The 17,931-nt window shown below is 65.9% G+C and carries 14 protein-coding genes; 7 read left to right on the plus strand and 7 right to left on the minus strand.

Features of this window, described 5'->3' with window-relative positions; all coding sequences use genetic code 11:
- Window positions 1–8: 8 nt before the first annotated feature.
- From AC3D24_RS19670 to AC3D24_RS19695, 6 genes are all read right to left on the minus strand, one after another.
- Entirely contained in the window at window positions 9–1,370 is a 1,362-nt protein-coding gene (locus AC3D24_RS19670) for an MFS transporter (protein WP_489032726.1), read from the minus strand.
- Window positions 1,345–2,517, minus strand: a complete 1,173-nt coding sequence (locus AC3D24_RS19675; protein ID WP_489032728.1) for a M24 family metallopeptidase — start codon at window positions 2,515–2,517, stop codon at window positions 1,345–1,347. Before AC3D24_RS19675 ends, AC3D24_RS19670 begins: the two co-directional genes overlap by 26 nt.
- 10 nt (window positions 2,518–2,527) lie before the next feature.
- The gene (locus AC3D24_RS19680; RefSeq protein WP_489032730.1) at window positions 2,528–4,327 is read right to left on the minus strand and encodes an N-acyl-D-amino-acid deacylase family protein; all 1,800 of its coding nucleotides are present in this window, start codon (window positions 4,325–4,327) and stop codon (window positions 2,528–2,530) included.
- 87 nt (window positions 4,328–4,414) lie between these two features.
- On the minus strand, window positions 4,415–6,901 hold the full coding sequence (locus AC3D24_RS19685; RefSeq protein ID WP_489032732.1) for a TonB-dependent receptor: 2,487 nt from the start codon (window positions 6,899–6,901) through the stop codon (window positions 4,415–4,417).
- Between the two features lie 353 nt (window positions 6,902–7,254).
- The gene (locus AC3D24_RS19690; protein WP_489032734.1) at window positions 7,255–8,076 is read right to left on the minus strand and encodes an alpha/beta fold hydrolase; all 822 of its coding nucleotides are present in this window, start codon (window positions 8,074–8,076) and stop codon (window positions 7,255–7,257) included.
- A 26-nt stretch (window positions 8,077–8,102) separates the two neighbouring features.
- Window positions 8,103–9,491 (minus strand): MFS transporter, encoded by a 1,389-nt coding sequence (locus tag AC3D24_RS19695; RefSeq protein ID WP_489032735.1) that lies wholly within the window; start codon window positions 9,489–9,491, stop codon window positions 8,103–8,105.
- A gap of 156 nt (window positions 9,492–9,647) precedes the next feature.
- On the opposite strand from AC3D24_RS19695, the gene AC3D24_RS19700 reads away from it, so the two are divergent.
- The 4 genes from AC3D24_RS19700 to AC3D24_RS19715 are packed head-to-tail and all read left to right on the plus strand — an operon-like array spanning window position 9,648 to window position 13,465.
- Window positions 9,648–11,000 (plus strand): LLM class flavin-dependent oxidoreductase, encoded by a 1,353-nt coding sequence (locus AC3D24_RS19700; RefSeq protein WP_489032737.1) that lies wholly within the window; start codon window positions 9,648–9,650, stop codon window positions 10,998–11,000.
- The gene (locus AC3D24_RS19705) at window positions 11,000–11,689 is read left to right on the plus strand and encodes a hypothetical protein (protein WP_489032739.1); all 690 of its coding nucleotides are present in this window, start codon (window positions 11,000–11,002) and stop codon (window positions 11,687–11,689) included. The genes AC3D24_RS19700 and AC3D24_RS19705 overlap by 1 nt, the downstream gene beginning before the upstream one ends.
- Window positions 11,686–12,213, plus strand: coding sequence for a VOC family protein (locus AC3D24_RS19710; RefSeq protein WP_489032741.1), 528 nt, complete (start codon window positions 11,686–11,688; stop codon window positions 12,211–12,213). The genes AC3D24_RS19705 and AC3D24_RS19710 overlap by 4 nt, the downstream gene beginning before the upstream one ends.
- A 16-nt stretch (window positions 12,214–12,229) precedes the next feature.
- Window positions 12,230–13,465, plus strand: coding sequence for a M24 family metallopeptidase (locus AC3D24_RS19715; protein WP_489032742.1), 1,236 nt, complete (start codon window positions 12,230–12,232; stop codon window positions 13,463–13,465).
- Here AC3D24_RS19715 and AC3D24_RS19720 read toward each other — a convergent pair.
- A complete protein-coding gene (locus tag AC3D24_RS19720) occupies window positions 13,452–14,456 on the minus strand; it encodes a LacI family DNA-binding transcriptional regulator (protein ID WP_489032744.1) in 1,005 nt (334 codons plus the stop codon). The two genes, AC3D24_RS19715 and AC3D24_RS19720, sit on opposite strands and share 14 nt — an antisense overlap.
- A 195-nt stretch (window positions 14,457–14,651) precedes the next feature.
- On the opposite strand from AC3D24_RS19720, the gene AC3D24_RS19725 reads away from it, so the two are divergent.
- The 3 genes from AC3D24_RS19725 to AC3D24_RS19735 are packed head-to-tail and all read left to right on the plus strand — an operon-like array spanning window position 14,652 to window position 17,863.
- On the plus strand, window positions 14,652–15,821 hold the full coding sequence (locus AC3D24_RS19725; protein WP_489032746.1) for an FAD-dependent monooxygenase: 1,170 nt from the start codon (window positions 14,652–14,654) through the stop codon (window positions 15,819–15,821).
- Window positions 15,822–15,852: 31 nt separating this feature from the next.
- Window positions 15,853–16,404 carry a cupin domain-containing protein gene (locus AC3D24_RS19730; protein ID WP_489032748.1) on the plus strand — a complete coding sequence of 184 codons (552 nt, stop codon included), beginning with the start codon at window positions 15,853–15,855 and terminating at the stop codon, window positions 16,402–16,404.
- A 25-nt stretch (window positions 16,405–16,429) separates the two neighbouring features.
- The gene (locus tag AC3D24_RS19735) at window positions 16,430–17,863 is read left to right on the plus strand and encodes an aldehyde dehydrogenase family protein (protein ID WP_489032750.1); all 1,434 of its coding nucleotides are present in this window, start codon (window positions 16,430–16,432) and stop codon (window positions 17,861–17,863) included.
- Window positions 17,864–17,931 lie beyond the last annotated feature (68 nt).

Genomic DNA, 17,931 nt, shown 5'->3' on the forward strand with positions numbered 1-17,931 from the left:
TCCGGGATTCAGGTTCGGCTGGACCGGACGACGCGGGCGAGTTCGCCGTCGTCGGTCATGCGGGCATAGGCGCGGGCGGCGAGCAGGAAGCAGCCGGCGGCGAGCAGGAAGCAGGGCAGGCCGACGATCAGGAAGGCCTGGCCGAGGCGCAGCGGGTCGCCGAGCAAGGTCTGCGTGACCCAGGCGATCGCGAACGGTCCGCCGGCGCCCGCCGGGATCGCGACGACCACGCCGAGGAACGCGAATGAGAAGCCGCGCATGTCGTTCGAGACGATCTCCTGGATGGTCACGTTGGTCGCGACGTTCAGGATCGGCGTCGCAAAGCTGATCGTGGCGAGCGCGAGGATCGCGACCAGCACGCTCGGCGCATAGCCGGCGAATGCGCAGGGGAGCGCGATCAGCGGCAACAGCGCCATCAGGCGGAGGCGCTTGCCGGGGTTACCGTGCGAGACGGTGTCGACGATGAACCCGCCGAACAGATAGCCGGACAGTCCTGCGACCAGTGCGACCCCGCCGAGCAGGCCGGCAAAACTCGTCAGGCCGACGCCGAACGTCCGCATCAGCAGCGGTACGGTCCAAGACAGCACGCCGATGAACGCGACGTAATAGAGCGTGAACCCGCCGAACAACGGCGCCACTACGGCACGTTGGCGCCAGAGATACGCGAGCTTGTCCTTCACGTGCGACGGCGTGGTTTCGATCGCCTTCAGGCCGTGGCGGACCGGCTCCTTGATCGTGAAGAACAGCAATCCGACGACCGGGCCGATCATGCCGCACAGCAGGAAGGTGGTGCGCCACGGCACGACCTGGCCGTAGCCGGGGATCGAGAGGTGCAAATTCTCGCTGAGGATCCAGCCGGGGATGATCGACGACAGCGCCGTGCCGACCGAGGCGCCGATCATGTAGCCGCTGATCGCCCGACCGCGGCGTACGGGCGGGAACATGTCGGCGAGCAGCGAAAGCGCGGCGGGGGCGATCGCGCCCTCGCCGAGCCCGACGAGCGCGCGGAACACGAAGAAGCTGGCGAAGTTGGGCGCAAGACCGCCGGCGGCGGTGGCGAGGCTCCACAGGATGATGCTGCCGGCCAGGATGTTGCGACGAATGCCGCGGTCCGCGAGGCTGCCGAGCCAGAGCCCGCAAATCCCGCTGAGCAACGTGAACGCGAGCCCGAGCAACAGCCCCATCTGGATGTCGCTGATGCCGAGATCGGCCTTGATCGGCTCGGCAAGCACGCCGACGATCGCCTTGTCGATGCTGTAGAGATTGGCGGCGAGGAAGAGCAGCAGCATCGGCCACCAGCTCTGGCGCAGCGACGGGTAGGAGGGGGCCGCCCCGGTCGCGCGCTCAGTCAACGCGAACGGTCCGGCCATCGATGCACGCCAGCAGGCGGCCATCGGCATCGTTCAGAATCTCCACGACGTCGTCCTTCAGGTAAATGATGTCTTCGAAATGGAATTTGCCGACTTCCGGCCCGATCCAGGGCAGGTCGCAGCTGAGCACCATGCCGTCGACCAGCGTGAAGCTGTGCATGCCGCCGCCGGGATGCGGGTGATCGGTGTGTTCGAGCCCGACCGAGTGCAGCCCGCAAGCGCGGAACTCGGGGTTGCCGTTGGCCTGGATGCACGCGACCACCGCCTTCTCGACGTCGGTCGACAGCGCGCCAGCCTTGAAATGCGGCAACGCCTCACGCCAGCCGAGCCGCGTCGCGTTGTATCGGCGGAGCTGCTCGGGCGACGGCTCGCCGATCACCGCGGTGCGGCCGATGTCGCTGGTGTAGTGACCGAACTCGGCGGTTGCATCGAAGGTGACGGTATCGCCGGGTTCGAGCGCCGCGTTCTTCGGCAAGCGGCCAAAATTGGCGCGGTACGGCGTGATCAGCAGGAATACCGGACGCCCGCCGGCGAGCGCAGCGGCGGACCAGAAGACCCGCTCGGCTTCGGCGCACGTCGCGCCAGCGGCGATCGCCTCGGCCGCAATCTGCAACGCGAGTTCGGTTTTCCGTGAGGCGGCGCGCATGTTGGCCATTTCCGGCGCGGTCTTCACCATGCGAATGTCGCGCAACAGGTCGCGCGCTTCGACGACTTCGATCGTCCCGCCCAGCAGTGCTGCGACGTCGATGCCCAAGCCGCGGTCCTCGAACGCGACCCGGCCCTTGTCGAGGCCCTGCTCGCGAAGATGCGCGGCGACCGCTTCCGGGTGGTTCTGCGGCAGGCCTTCCGCGTTCATCGTCGCCTGGATGCCGCCTGCGCCAATCCCGGCCTTGCGTGCATAGCCGCGGACGATCATCCACGTGCCCTGGCCCTGTTGCGGCTGACCCATGTCGACCTCGACGGTCAGGACGGCCGCGTCGCGCGCGTGGTCGCGCGGAAGGATCGCAAGCGCGAGATCGCCGAAACCCCAGCTTGCATCGGTCGCCCAGCTGCTGAGGTAGAAGGTGTTGATCGGCGTCGATGCGACGATCGCCGTCACGCCGTTACGGTCCATCAGGGCATCGGCCCGGTCTCGGTTCAGAAGCATCTTAACGCCTTTACGAAAGGGAACAGGAGAAGGTGGATCCTCTGCTGGGGAGAGCGGCATTGGCCGCTCGGTCCGCCGTTCGGGCGGGCCAGTTGCGTCGGCCGCGCACGAGGCGGCCGGGAAGCGCGCCGGTCGATCGATCGTCGCGGCTGGTGACCGTACCTGACACGATCGTCGCGACATAGCCCTTGGCTGCCTGCGTCAGTCGACGCCCGCCGGCGGGCAGATCGAAGCTCGCGCCGGGTGGCGACAGGGACAAGGCATCATAGTCGATGACGTTGAGATCGCCTTTGAAGCCGGTGCCGACGATGCCGCGATCACCGAACCCGCCGATCGACGCGGTATGACCGGTCATCAGCCGTACCGCCTCGGGTATTGAGAGCCGGTCACCCTTGCGGTCGCGTGTCCAGTAGCTGAGCATGTACGTCTGCATGCTGCCGTCGCAGATCGACCCGACATGCGCGCCACCGTCGCCGAGGCCGAGCACGGTATCCTCGCGCCCCAGCATCGCGTGGACAACGTCGAGATTGTACCGGGTGAAATTGCGTGCCGGAAAATACAGGATGCCTTCGCCGTTCGCTTCGAGCAGCGCGTCGTACGCCACCGCCTCGACCGAACAGCCACGGCGTGCGGCGACTATGTCGAACCGATCGGATTCGGCCGGCGAATAGTCCGGATCATCGCCCATCGCGTAGCAGAGCGCGATGTCGCGCATGAACGCCGGGTAGACATCGGTATCCAGCGGCCGCGCCATCTCGGCCAAAATCGCCGCGCGGACCTCGGACTTGCGCATTTCGGCTGCGCGCACCGCGACGGGTAGATGGTCGATCCGGTCATAGCTGGGGCAGCCGCGGAACGGGTGGAGCGTGAGTTGCAGCCCGTACAGCACGCCGACCGGCCGGCCCACGACCTGTCCATAGATGTCGACGCCGCGTCGGCGCTCGGCGGCACATGCCTCGGCGATCTCGTGCCAGCGATCGGGAAATTCGTTATACTGGAGGAGCGGAAACGTCGTGGTCAGCCCGGATGCTTCGGCGATACGTGCAAGCATGCGAAATTCGCTGGAGAAGCCGTCGCTCGTATCGAATTCGGAGGCCGACATGAACAGCGAGCGGCCATGCGGCTTCATCGCCATCGCGATCGCCATCAGTTCTTCTTCGCTCGCGGTCGTGACCGGAAGCTGCTCGCCGCTCGCGGTACGGTGACCGACGACGCGAGTGGTCGAGAAACCGAACGCGCCGACGTCGAGACCTTCGCTGACGAGCGCGGCCATCGCCTGCATGTCGGCGGGAGTGGCGGACTCGCGGTCGATCGCGCGCTGGCCCATCACGTGGACGCGGATCGGGATATGCGGCACCGCGACAGCGAAGTCGGCGTCCATCGGCCGACGCTCGATCGCGTCCATATAGTCCGGGAAGCTCTCCCAGTTCCACGGCAGCCCTTCGGCCATGACGATGCCGGGAATGTCCTCGACGCCTTCCATGACGTCGATCATCTGCGTGCGGCGGTCGGGCGTGCAGGGGGCAAAGCCTACGCCGCAATTGCCCATCAGGACGGTGGTGACGCCGTGGTTGGTGGACGGCGAGAACTGCGTGTCCCACGTCACCTGCGCGTCGTAATGCGTGTGGATATCGACGTAACCCGGCGTGACGAGCTTGCCGCGCGCGTCGATCTCTTCGGTGCCCGATCCCGGAACGATGCCGACTGCTGCGATCTTGCCGTCCTTGATCGCGACGTCGCCTTCCCAAAGCCGGCCACCGGTGCCGTCTGCCACGGTTCCGCCCCGTACTACGAGATCATAGGCGCTCATCGTCGCTCCCTCGAATTAAGACGGCCGCCGGACGGCTGACCGACGGTATCTCAAAAGGGCACGACCACAGGCCGCGCCCCCGGTCGGTCAGAAGTTGTAGCGACCGCGCAGGCCGAACGTCCGCAGGTCGCGCAGCGCTACGGCCACGGCCGATGGGATAGCCAGTTTCGAGAAGGTGCGGTCGAACGTGTAGAAATCGATCGCGCTGGCATAGGCCTTGTCGTTCAGGACGTTGTTGACGAACGCCTCGATCGAGATCCGGTCGTCGCCCACGCCCAGCCGCAGATTGACCTGCTTCATGTCGGGGGTCTTCAGGATGTTGGCTGCGTTGGTGTAGACGCCGGATTTGTACGTGAAGTCCGCCCGTCCGAAGGCTTTCACGCCGTCGGTGCCGATCGGCACGGTGTACTGCGCCGAAGCAGATGCCGAATATTTTGACGTCAGCGGATTCTCCTTGCCGCGGAAATCGGTGATCCCGGTCAGCTGTGTCGTCGTCGGGCTGCTCAGTCTCAGGATATGCGTGTCGTTGATCGAGCCACTGAGGTTGAAGTTCAGTTGCGACGAGGCCCGTGCCGACAGTTCGGCTTCAAGACCGGAGACGCGGACCTTGCCGGTATTGTCGGTCGACTGGATGACATAGGGCAGGCCGGTCGCCGGATCGGTCGTCGCGACGGTGATGGCGTTGATCTGGTTGTTCCAGATCCCGTAATAGGCGCTCAGGCTGTAGCGGATGATGTTGTCGAACAACCGGCCCTTGATGCCGACTTCGTAGTTATCGAGCTTCTCGGGTTCGACTGCGACCTTCAGGCCCGCCGCCGCGGCTGCACGCTGGACCGCGGCAGGATTGCTGAGGAACACGGTGTTGAACGCGCCGGGATTGATGCCCTTCGAATACGAAGCATAGACCATCGTTTCCGGCGTGACGTCGTAATTGACGATGACGCGCGGCATGAAGTTCTTGTATTTGTCCTGAGCCAGTATCGACCCGCCGGGATAGATGCCTGCCGGCGCGAACTCGCTGGTGGTGAGCGTCAGGCCGTCGGGCTTGGTGTAGGCGATCAGGTGATCCTCCTGATACCGTCCGTCGAAGTTGATCTTCAGTCGCGACGTGATGTCATAGCCCAACCCGAAGAAGACGCCGGTGGTCTTGGAGCGCGTGGCGCCGCTGACGAGGCTGAACGCGCTGACGCCAAGGGCACCGTTGTTGCCGCCGCCGCTGCCCTGGAAGAAGGCGTTGAGATAACTTGCGCCAAGCGTGGCGTGGAACGGGCCGCCCGGTTCGTAGCTGGCACGGACCTCCTGCGAAACGTCGCGGCTGACGGCTTCGACCAGATACGGATAGTTGAAATAGGCGGGGGCGCCGGCGGCGGTGCTGGGGTTCGCGACCGTCGTGTCGTAATACAGATCGAGATCGGACAGCTGGCTGCGGCGCTCGTTATTGTAGCCGGTCAGCGACGACAGCGTGATGCCGGTGTCCCCGATCTCCCAATCGACGTTCAGATGAAGATGGTAATAGCGGCTCTTGAGGCCATAGCCCTGCACGCCATCCTTCGGATCGACCACCCGGCCCCGCGGGTTGGCGAGAAAGTTGGTGATGAACGAGTCGTTTGCCGAGTTGACCGACGGCGCGCCCGCCGCGAGCTTTGGCACGGTGCCGCAGAAAAACCGGTTCACGACAGGCGTGCCCGCCGACGTCACGCCGTTGAGCGAGCAGTTGGACTGGTCTGGGACGACGACCGCGCCGGTCGTTGGATTGGTGACGCCATATGCGGAAACGAACCCTGTCGCATTCGGACCGTCGTTGTTCGCGGAAAGAAGTCCGAACGCCTTGAAGGTCAGGTTGTGCGTCGGCTGGAACTGCAACGACAGCGTTCCGGCGCGGGTACGCTGGTCGCCCAGCGTCTGACCGGGAACGGCGGCGTTCTTGTAGGAGCCGTCCTTGGCGGTTTCCTGCACGGTCGCACGGAAGCCAAGTACGTCGCCGAAGATCGGGCCGCCGATCGCCAGCTGCACGTCGTGGTTGTTGCGCGTTCCGATCATGCCGGTCGCACTGCCTTCGAACGTCTGGGGCGGTGCCTTGGTGACGACGTTGACGGCGCCGGCAAACGTCTGGCGACCGAAATACGCGCTCTGCGGGCCCTTCAACACTTCGATCCGCTCGGGATCGCTGATAGTCTGGATACCTGTCGCGGTGGAGACCGGAACGCCGTCGATGAACAGCGAGGTCGTCTGCGCGGCCGCACTCGATGGCGTGAAGCCACGAATGATGACCTGCTGGAACGAACGATCGTTGCGGCCTGACGACGTGCTGACGATCTTCATGCTCGGCGTGAAGGCGGACAGATCGGTGATCGACTGGATACCACGCGCCTGGATATCTGCGCTGGTGAACGCAGTGATCGAGATCGGCGTCTTCAGGATGTCCTCGGCGCGCTTGCGGGCGGTGACGAGGATTTCGTCGGATACCGCGTCCGCGACCGTCGGCGCGTCGGTCGCGGCTATCGGCAGTGCCTCGGACGGCGCAACCGGCGCAGGAAGAGGGGCGGGTACGGGTAACGGCGCGGTTTGCGCCATGGCCGGGGATACCATTGCACCAAGCACCAGCATCGATACGGATGTGACAAGACACGTCCGGGCCATCTTATTGGAAAAACAATACATTCACGCGATCCCTTTGCTGGAAACGGCCCGGCGCCTGACCGCCTTTTGCCGCAGATAGGTTGTCGGTGTTCTGCCCATCGATCTCGCGCTGCTGCCATTATGGGCGATCAGCGATCGGGGGTTCCTGCGAACGATCGTCGTGTCGTGCGTCACCGATTCGTCGGCTTGTGTCGCTACGACAATCGTGATGCCGGCTCGACCGGTCTGGCGCCAGATCGTCGCCTTATCTGTCCGCCACGCAGATAATCGCGGGCGGCGATCGCCGTTCATCCGTCGAGGAAGCGCGTGATCTCTGTCACGACACGGTCATGCTCGATCGACAGAACGCCGTGGCGGGCGCCGGGCATGTCGTAGCGTCGCCCGGCCGGAAAGCGATCGGCGGTAGCGCGCGTGACCTCCCACAGGTCATCCTCGGGGTTCATCACCAGAACCGGTTGCGCGACCTCCGTCATCGCGGCGAGGAAGTCGTATGTGTAGACCGAGATATAGGCCCAGGGCATTCGTGTCCCGAGGCGCAGGCATTCCGCCATGCCGACATGCATTTCCTCGGCGCTCATCCGGGGGTCCATCAGCGACTGCATGATGTCCCACAGCTTATGGACGTGGTTGAGATTGCGTTCGGGAACGGGAAAGTTGTCCCGCAGTCGTGCGAGCTTGTCGGCACGGGCCTCGGCCGGATAGGCGGCCAGGCCGAAGAGTACCGCGCGTCGTACCCGGTCGGGCATCGACTTTGCCAGTTCGGTCGCGATCAAGGATCCGGTGTGATAACCCATCACGTCGAACGGCCCTGCAGCGATCTCGCCGCGCGTAGCCAGATCGTCCATGAGCTGTGTCATGACGCCGGCAAAATCCTCGATTTGCGCCGGTTCGGGCGGCGGTGAACTCATGCCATAGCCCGGCGTGTCGGCAGCGATGACGATCCGCGTATCGCCGAGCGTCGGCAGGACGGGCGCCCAGTCGCCGCCGTTGCCGGGGGTCTGGTGGAGGCATAGCAACGGGATCGCCGAGGTCGGCTTCGGCGGCCTGACGATGCGGTAATGCACCTGGCCATACCGCGAGTCCGCATAGGCGCGCTTGATCGGGTCCATATCTGGTCTTTCGAAAAGGGCCGCGATCAGGCGGCGAAGGGCTGGGCTTCGGTGACGACCCACGGTTCGACGGCGTCGGTGCGTCGCATCCGGCGAACGGTGAGCAAGCCGAGCAACGTCGCTGCACCCAGCGACGCCACACCGACGATCGCCATCGACTGGCCGACCGCCTCGGGCGCGCCAAACACGTGCTGCGTCAGATACGCGACCGCGAGCGGACCGAGCGATCCGCCGATCATCGTCATCACGAACGCATAGAGCGCAACGGCAAGGCCGCGTGCACCGGGCGGCGTGATCTGCGAGATGACCGACAACATGGTAGTGCCGAACACTGCGCTGGCAAACATGATCTCGGACAGCAGGATGACGGCTAGCGTGCCGTTGCCGACGAGTCCCGCGATCGTCGCGGGGATCGCGGCGAGACACAGCGCGGCGGCCAGCTTGACCTTGCCCGCGGCGCCCGCATCCCGCGATACGCGGTCGACGAGCACGCTGGCGACCAGTGCGCCGACGATCGCCCAGGTGATCTGGCCGACGCCGAGGCCCTTGCCGGCTGCGCCGATCTGGAACCCGAACGAGCGGGTCAGCAGCACCGCGCCCCAGCCGGTCGCCGCCGACCCACCCATCGCGAACAGCGCGAGCATCCCGTACAGCGGCAGGAATACGCCGCGCTGGTCGATGAAGTGGCGCAGCGACGCGCGGAACGCGGTCTTGCCCTTTACGCCCGGCACGCTGCCACGGCGAGGCGGCTCACGCAGCAGCGCCAGAAGGCAGGCGATAACGAACCCGAAACTGCCGACCAGCACGAACACGATCCGCCATGGTGCCAGGTCCGCGAGGAACGGCACGCCGCTGAATACGCCGGTTGGCGCGATCTGGAGGATGTAGCCGCTAACCAGTGAGCCGACCCCGTAGGCAACCATCGATCCGAGTACGTACACCGCGATCGGCCGACCGCGTCGGCTCGGCGGGAACATGTCGCCGATCATCGTTACCGCGCACGGGCCCAGCACGGCTTCGCCTACGCCGATGAAGACGCGCGAGGCGAACATGTGCCCGAAATCCTGTGCCAGCCCGCCGCCAATCGTTGCTGCGCTCCACACGATGATCCCGCCGATCAGCAACCGGCGGCGGTTTACGACGTCGGCGACCGCGCCGAGAGGCAGGCCGATGGTCACGTAGAACACCGAGAAGGCGAACCCCTGCAGCAGCGCGATCTGGATTTCGCTGATCGACAGGTCGGCACGGACCGGATCGATCACCAGTGCGAGCATGCCGCGATCGATCGTCGAGACGATCTGCGCGATGCACAGGATGACGACCGCGAACCACGCCGCGGCACCGCCATTGCCGTCATGACCTGTGGCGGACGGGGGCTGGGTGCCGGACGGAACGGAAGGGAAGGGATGCGCCATGCAGAACTCCTGTTGCCGCCATCTTGACGCAGGCGCGTTCCCGGACGCGTTGCGCCCGCGATCTGGTCGCCAGTCGGATAGTCGAGGCTCGGCAACCATAGTGCGGGGCATGACCGTTAGACCGGTGCACGACATGGCCGGCGTAGGGACACTCCGATGAAGTTGCTTGCTTTCCTGATGCAGACCGGCGGTCATATCGCCGGCTGGCGGCACCCTCGCGCGGCGAGCGACGCGCTGACCGATATCGACTATTTCACCGCACTCGGCCGGGTCGCCGAGCGCGGGCGGTTCGACGCGGTCTTCCTTGCGGATTACGTCGGCTATCATCCGGTCAAGGGCGCATCGGTGTTCGCCGGGATGGAGACTCCCAAGCTCGATCCTCTGCTGTTGTTGTCGGTGATCGCTGCAACGACGAGCAAGCTCGGGCTGATCGGCACCGCCTCAACGACGTACAACGAACCCTATGATCTGGCTCGCCGGTTCGCGACGCTCGATCATCTCAGCCACGGTCGCGCGGGGTGGAACATCGTTACCTCGACGATGGAGAACGAGGCGCATAATTATGGTCGCGAGGCGCATCTGGCGCACGGCGTCCGCTACGAACGTGCCGCCGAGTTCGTCGATGTCGCGCGCAAATTGTGGGACAGCTGGCAGGACGGCGCTGTCGCCGCGGACAAGGCGAGCGGCCGCTACACCGATCCCGCGCGTATCTCGGCCGTAAACCATGACGGCGCCCATTTCCGCGTCGCCGGTCCGCTAACCGTGCCGCGCTCGCCGCAAGGGCATCCCGTGCTGGTCCAGGCCGGCGCGTCGGCCACCGGCCAGAATTTCGCAGCCAGTTGCGCGGAGGTTATCTTCACCTCGCATCCCAGCATCGAAACGGCGCGCGTGTTCCGTGCGAACATGCACGCGCAACTCGGCGCCTTCGGCCGGACGCCCGACACGTTGAAGATCATGCCGGCGGTGACGCCGGTGATCGGCCGGACGCGTGAGGAAGCGACTTCGCTGCAGCGCGAGCTCGACGGACTGATCCCGGCCGAAATCGCCATCTCGAAACTCGGCGCGCTCCTTGGTAATATCGACCTGTCGAACGTCGACCCTGACGCGCCATTGCCGCCGCTTCCGGAAGTCGCTTTGCAGGGTGAGAATTCCACGCGCGACCGCGTGCTGGAATTGAGCCGGAACGAAAATCTGCCGGTCGCCGAACTCGCGCGTCGGGTCGCGGCGGGGCGCACCAGCCGGACGATCGTCGGCACGGCGTCCGACGTCGCCGACGAACTGCAGAAATGGGAAGCCGAGGGTGCGGCCGATGGGTTCGTGATCGCTGCCCCCTTCCTGCCGGGCGGGCTGGAGGATTTCGTCGACCAGGTCGTGCCGATCCTGCAGGGGCGAGGCCTGTTCCGCACGGAATATGAATCGGACACGCTGCGGGGCAATCTCGGCCTGTTGCGTCCGGACAATCAGTATGAGATCGACCCGTCGCGCCGCGCGGAACCGGAGATCTGGTGATGGAGGCGGCCCGGACCGGCGGCATCGGCGGCAGGATCGCGTATCTCGGGGCGGATGGCCGCGAGATCGGACGCGAGCGGTTCGAGATACTCCACCATCCCGGCGGCCATGTCCTGCGTGCGCTATGCGAGATCGATGACGAGGCGCTGCTGCGCGACATGACACTGGCGATGGATGCGGATTGGCGGCCGAACGACGGCTTTTGCCGTATTGTCCAAAACGGCCAGCCGCTGGCGGCGATGTGGTTCGACGTCGGCGCGGAATCGGTTCGCGTCACGGCCCGCATCGGTCAGCAGTCGAGCAACGAACTGCACCTCTTCACCCAGGGGCGGTTGCCCTATCTCGGGCTCCACCCACTGCAGGGCGACGCGCTGATCGCGGCAATCCGCGGCACCGACGATCCGGGGCGGTTCGTCGGCATCGATGCCGTGACCAACTCGGTATCCCCCAATGGGGACGAGGCATGTCGCGCCGTGCCGGTGCGGATCGATGTGGCCTATATCGGTGAGGAGACCATCTCCGTGATCGCCGGTCGCTTCGACGCGCGTCGCTATGCGGTGCGCTGGCGCGAGGATTGGCCGGCCGCCGACCTGTGGGTGAGGGGCAGCGATCATCTGTTCCTCCGCATGCAATGGGCGCTCGTGCCGACCACTTACGAACTGACCGCGGTCCGGGAGCTTTCGGCATGACGCTACTCTCCGTTTCCTCGCTCATCCGCGGCACGATCTTCGTCCGCGACCTGAAACGGGCTGCGGCGTTCTACGCAGCGCTCGGGTTCGACCGGATCTATTACGAAGGCGTGATCTCGGACTCCTCGGCATCGACCATCCTCGGTTTTGCCGAACATGGGCCGCTGAGCGTGCGGATCGTGAAGAGTGGCGGTCCCAATTTCGGCATGATCGGGCTGTTCCTGATCGATCCTGCGCTGGCACCCGAGGTCGTTCCGATGGCCGAAGGTCCGGCGAGGATCGGCGAGGTCGCGCTGGTCTTCTACGTCCGCGCGCTCGACCCCGTCCTCGCCGCGCTGCGCGCTGCCGGCGCGAGCTGGTCGCCCGAGCCCGAGATGTTCCGGATGGCGCACCGTGCCCAGCGCGAAGTCTGCCTGCGCGACCCTGACGGCGTGCTGCTCAACCTGGTCGAGACCGATCCCGAAGACCAAGATCTTACCGGCGTCGAGGGCGGCACCCCGGACGTCCGCGACACGACCGGCTGAAAAGAGGAAGCATCCCATGGCCATGCCAATCCCGCTGATCGATCGCGACCGTGCCCAGCGCGTGCTGGACGACTTCGGCGTCTCGGCGATGATCCTCGCCGATCCGACCAACGTCTATTACGCGACGGGCTTCTGGCCTCAGACGGTGGCGATGGGTCAGACCGGCGTATCGCTGGCCATCGTCCCGCGCGATCGCTCGGCGCCGGTCGTTCTCGTGACCAGCCAGTTCATGCATTACCTCTACGATCTGGAGGACACGCCGGCGGCTTGCCCGTTGCGCATCGCGCTTTATACCGCGCCCGACGGCCTGGAGGGCGATACCGCCGCCCCGCCGATCTTCTTCGCGAGCGCCGAGGGCGGCACGCCGGATCCCTTCGATCGCATCACGCGCGAATCCACCGAGCGGCAATTGGCGACATACCCAGCACATCCGGACGTAAAACGGGCGCTCCGTGGGGCGTTGCACGACGCTTCGATCGATGGACTGGTGGCAGTCGATTCTGCCATTCCGCAATCCTTCTTCGGTGACGAGTTCGCCTATCGCCCGGCCGATCCGCTGCTGCGGCGGATCCGCATGGTCAAGACGCCGGCCGAGATCCTGCTGATGCGCCACGCCGCGCAGAACAACGCGCAAGCGGCCCGCACAGCAGTCCAGTCGATGGCGGTCGGCCGCAGTTTCGACGATCTGCGCCGGGCGTTCTTCGCCGAAACCGGTGCGCAGGGCGGCGTACCGCTGTTCATCTCGACCGACAGCATGCCGGTCCGCCAGCGCGACGGCATCATCCGCGCCGGCCGCTCGTTCCAGATCGACGCGGTAAGCCATTATGCGGGCTATCACGGCGATTACGGGCGCACCGTGTTCGTCGGCACGCCCGACCCGGCCGTCCGCCGCGCACTCGATGCGGCGATCACCGCCAACGAGGCGGTCGCAAAGGCGCTCAAACCGGGTCTGCGTTATTCCGAGATCACGCGCATCGGCCGGGAGGCGGTGGCGAAGGCGGGGCTCGACATCCTGATCGCCTGTTCGGCGCACAGCGTCGGGCTGTTCCACACCGACGAGGCATTTCGCGACGATTCGCTGAACTTCGCCAAGGCAGATCACGTGCTGGAAGCGAACATGGTGATCAGCGTCGACTGTCCCGCACTTCAGGCGGACGCGTCGGGCAACGTCCATCTCGAAGACCTCTGGCTGATCACTGCAGACGGCTGCGAACCGCTCAACGAACGCGACGCGCCGTTCATCCAGATATAGCGTCGCCAAGCCCCAGGCTGGTGCCGCGCTCGACGAGGTCGCAGCTCAGCCAGATCCGTGGCGCAGGCGTCCCCATCGACGCCATGCGCGCCGTCAGCGTCGAAACCGCGGTCTGGATCAGCGCGACGACCGGAATGCGGACCGTCGATAACTGGTGCGATAGCCAGGTCGACGGCGCAGTGTCGCCAAAGCCTATGATCGACATGCCGCCAGGGACGGTCAGGCGGCTGTCCCGGCGCACACCGTCGAGCACGCCGATCGCCACCGCGTCCGACGCGGCGAATACGACGTCCGGCACGTCCTCGCCTGCCAGCATGCGCGCCGCGGCGTCCAGGCCGTCGGCGTAGCTCCATCCCGTATCGATCCAGCGACACGGTGCAGCGCCTGCCGCGTTCATCGTATCCGCAAAGGCCTCCAGCTCGCGCGATCGTTCCGGCGCGGTGGCGATCACGGCGGGGCGTCGCCGTCCTTCGGCGAGCATGCGTTTGGCGACCGCGCGACCGATCTCTGCACTGTCGATCCAGACCAGGCTCGCATCCTCGACCCGCTCGTTGCGGTCGAGGATCACGATTGGAAGCTCGCGCGATCGCGCCTCCGCTAGCACCGCGCGCGAGGGGACCGCGGAGAACAGGATGATGCCGCCCGCATCCGCCGCGATGGCGTTGCGGACCAGGTCGTCGATCTTGGTCGGATCGGACGAGATGGAGAACAGCGTATTCAGGCCTCGACCGGCAAGCTCCGCGCTGAGCCGATCGCTCAGTTCGGCAAAATAGGGGCTGAGGACGTTGGCCATGATGACCGCCACCGGGCGATCGGTGCGGGCGCTGGCGGGTCGATACCCAAGTTCGGCGGCAGCGGCGAGCACGCGCTGGCGCGTGTGCGGCGCGACGCTCGCACCGGTGGTAAAGGTCCGCGACACCGCCGACCGCGATACCTGCGCTAGCTGGGCGACGTCGCTGGACGTGATGCGGCGGGGCAGGGGCTGTATCATGGTCACAAGTCCGAAGTTGATGGTGCCGCGGTCGGGATCCGTTGCACATTATTGCACAAAGCTCGGCGACGGAAGTCCATCCCGCCAAGCACGAGGCCCATGATCGCCTGACGAATACACTGCGGACCTTCCATGCACCCGCGTGCACGATCGTTGCACAAGACGACATCACGCGATCAATCGGGATGTCGTTCGATGCCTTCTCCCATTCTCATTGCCGGCGCCGGGATCGGCGGCCTCGCCGCGGCGCTCGCACTGCAGCGCCAAGGGTTCCGCGTCCGGCTGTTCGAACGCACCGCCACCGTCGGTGACGTCGGCGCGGGCATAGCACTCGGCGCAACCGCAAGCCGCAGCCTGTATTCGCTCGGGCTCGAACAGGCCCTGACTGCCGTCTCGGACCGTCCGCAGGCCTCGGCCGCGTTCGACTATCGGACCGGCGAAGTCCTGGGCGGGGCGTTCGCGCGTCGGAACTGGAGTGCGGCCGATCTGGTCGACGTCAACATGCTCCATCGTGCCGATCTGTTCGCGGTGCTGAGGGCGGCGGTCGACGCCAACGACCGCGACGCGATCCAGCTCGATTGCTCGGTCGTCGGGTTCGAACAGACCGCCGACGACGCGACGATCCTGCTCGCAGACGGGCGTCGTTTCACCGGGCAGGCGCTGCTCGGCTGCGATGGCCTGCGCTCGACCGTGCGGACCCAGATGCTCGGCGCTGGCGAGCCCCGCAAGACCGGCCGCGTCGCCTACCGTTTCCTCGTGCCGATCGAGGATGCCGCGCCGTTCATGGGCGACTGGACAGCCGGCATCTATGTCGGCTCACGCGTCGCGCTGGCGCGGTACATGATTCGTAAGGGCAGCGTCGTGAACTGCGTCGCCTTCGCGCATGCGCCGGAGATCGAGGACGAGGACTGGTCCGCGCAGGCCACGCGCGAGGAATTGCTGGCGCTGTTCGAGGGGTGGAACGCCAACGTCGTCGGGCTCGCGTCCTGCGCGCCGCTCGACCGGACCGCACGTTGGGCCTTGTACGACCGCGATCCGCTCGACGTCTGGACCGACGGTCGCGTCGGGTTGCTCGGGGATTCCGCCCATGCGGTGCTGCCGTTCTTAGGGTTCGGCGCAGCGCTCGCGATCGAGGACGCGATCGTCCTCGGGCGGGCGTTCGCCACCGGCGCAGAACCGCAGGCGGCACTCAACCTCTACGAGCGCGCGCGCCGCGACCGAGCCAACGCCATCCTCCTCGAATCGCGCCGACAAGGCGAGATCTTCGACGCCGGGCCCGGTGGCGCGCCCGAAATCGCTGCCGAGGATCGCGAGAGCCGCAAACCCTATGACGCGCTGACCGTCGAACTGCCGGTCGCCGCGTGACCCGCTTCCCCCACCCAGAAGGATCGACATGATGGCGAGACAATTCAGGACCAAGATCGTCGGGCTGCTCGCAGCGGCAGCGGCGTTCCTGCCAGCCACGTTCCTGCCGAGCGCATCGGCGAACGCTGCGGACTCGCTGCTGACGTGGGACGATCTGCGCGCGCTGAAGATCTATCACGCCTATGCGGCCAGCGACGGCAAGAGCTATCTCGAGGAGATCTCGATCCCTTCGCAGGAGACCACGCACAAGTCCGGTGCAGCGCTCCAGACCTATTTCAACATGCAGAGCCCGCACCAGATCACGATCGGGCGGGGCGTGCAGGGGGCTATGTTCGAATGGCATGGTGCGGTCGACTACCGGCATTTGATCATCGCGCTCCAGGGCGAGATGTTCTTCGATCTGGGCGATGGCCGCACGCTGAACCTCAAGCCCGGCGAAGCGATCCTCGCCGAGGACTGGACCGGTCGCGGCCACCGCTCCGGCTGTTCGCCGTCGAAGGTCAAAGCGACCTGCGTGGCGATGGACATCCTGATGGACCCGAACCCACGCGCGATTCCGCTGCGCGCGCCGCCGAAACCCTGACCTTTTCCGATACCGGAGCCCAGCCTTGCAGCATCTGATCGACCGCGCCGCGCAGGAGACGTTCCTGCAGACCATCGACGGCGAACGCGTCGCAACCCTGTTCGAGGATGTCATCGATCCGTCGACCGGCACCGCGTTCCAGCAAACGCCGATCGCGACCGCCGCGGAGCTGGACGCGGCGGTCGCGGCAGCGCGCCGCGCCCAGTCTGGCTGGGCGGCGCTTGGTTGGGATGAGCGTGCGCGGCAACTCCAGGCGTTCGCCGATGCGATCGACCGGGAGAGCGAGTGGCTCTCCGCGCTGCACACGATGGAACAGGGCATGCCGTTCGCGCAGTCCGAGTTGTTCGTGCGGACGACAGCCGAGCGGATTCGGGTCATGTCGCGGTTCCGTGTTTCCGATCGGATCCTGATCGACGAGCCGGCGCGGAAAGTCGTCGAACGCTGGCACCCACTCGGCGTGGTCGCGGCGATCGCGCCGTGGAACGGGCCGCTGCTGCTCGGCATGGTCAAGGTCGTGACCGCGCTGATCGCCGGCAACACGATCGTCCTGAAACCGTCCGAACTGACTCCGCTCAGCACGTTGGAACTCGGGCGCATCAGCCTCGGGATATTGCCCCCCGGCGTGCTCAACGTAATCAGCGGCGGGCGTGAAACGGGTGCTGCGATGGTCGGGCATCCGGGGTTCGACAAGGTGTCGTTCACCGGCTCGACCCCAACCGGAATCGCGATCGCCAAGACGTCGGCCGCATTCCTGCGCCCGGTGACGCTGGAACTCGGCGGCAACGACGCGGCGATCCTGCTGCCCGACGGTTCGATCGACGCTCTCGTCGCGGCGGCGGCAATGACGGGATTCAGCAATTGCGGGCAATATTGCGCGGCGATCAAACGCATCTACGTGCCGTTCGACCAAATCGATGCGGTCGCCGAGCGCCTTGCCGCGGCGGCGAACGCTTATGTCATCGGCAACGGTTTCGAGTCTGGAGCGACGCTGGGCCCGATCCAGAACAAGGCCCAGTTCGACAAGGTCTGCGCGATCGCCGAGAATGCTCGCGCCGACGGTGGGGTCATGGTCAGCGGTGGTGCACCGCTCGATCGCCCGGGGTATTTTTTTCCGCCGACCGTCGTCACCGGCCTCACGGACGGATCGCGACTGGTCGACGAAGAACAGTTCGGGCCCGTGATCCCGGTGGTCGGCTATGACGACATCGACGCAGTGGTCGATCGTGTCAACGCCGGGCTCTACGGCCTTACTGCATCGATCTGGACGGCCGACACGGACGCGGGATACGCGCTTGCCGGTCGCCTGATCGTCGGGTCCGTCGCGATCAACCGGCACGCCGCCTTCGATCCAGCCATCCCGTTCCCGCTGATCAAGCAATCCGGCATGGGAATCGATTATGCGGACCACGGCATCAAGGGCACCCTGCGGCTTCAGGTGATCACCACAATCCGGTCGTGAAGCCGAACCGCAGCGCTGCAGGTATACCGATCGGGCCGGGTATCCAGCGCTTCCCGATGCGTAAGTCG

Source organism: Sphingomonas sp. SL1004, assembly GCF_057815015.1.